This window comes from Paenibacillus xylanexedens, from assembly GCF_007676705.1.
Classification (GTDB): Bacteria; Bacillota; Bacilli; order Paenibacillales; family Paenibacillaceae; genus Paenibacillus; species Paenibacillus xylanexedens_C.
This window is the reverse complement of record NZ_VEBF01000093.1, coordinates 1-337: the sequence shown is the minus strand read 5'-3', so window position 1 is coordinate 337 and position 337 is coordinate 1. Positions and strand designations below refer to the sequence as shown.

Below are 337 nucleotides of genomic sequence, written 5' to 3'. Positions count from 1 at the left end.
AAACAACCCAACCCCTCGCCTTTCTTTCCCAATCTTATCCATCTCAAAATACTTCACAAACATTACCAAACAACACCCATCCAAACAACCATCCCTAACCCCAACCGCCACCTCTCCCCACATCAAAACTTTATCATCAAGAATCCTCATATAAACATCCCCACACCACATAACACTCTCCTCCATATCAAACACATTCAACAAATCATCCCCCACCCCCCCCCCTTTTTGCTCGTGGACAACATTCTACACATTCACCATCCCAAACCTCCCGTTGGTCTCAAAAACCTAACCATCAACGAACCATTCTTCATTCGTCATTTCCCACACTATCCCC

The 337-nt window shown here is 45.1% G+C and carries 1 protein-coding gene and 1 pseudogene; one reads left to right on the top strand and one right to left on the bottom strand.

Going from position 1 to position 337, the window contains the following annotated elements; translation table 11 throughout:
• The coding region (locus FS628_RS32145; protein WP_222125317.1) for a hypothetical protein at nucleotides 1-201 on the bottom strand (201 nt) is incomplete at its 3' end.
• Between FS628_RS32145 and FS628_RS30260 the strand changes: the two are divergent.
• Nucleotides 157-337: pseudogene (locus FS628_RS30260) on the top strand (hypothetical protein); the annotation flags it as partial. The gene FS628_RS32145 and the pseudogene FS628_RS30260 sit on opposite strands and share 45 nt — an antisense overlap.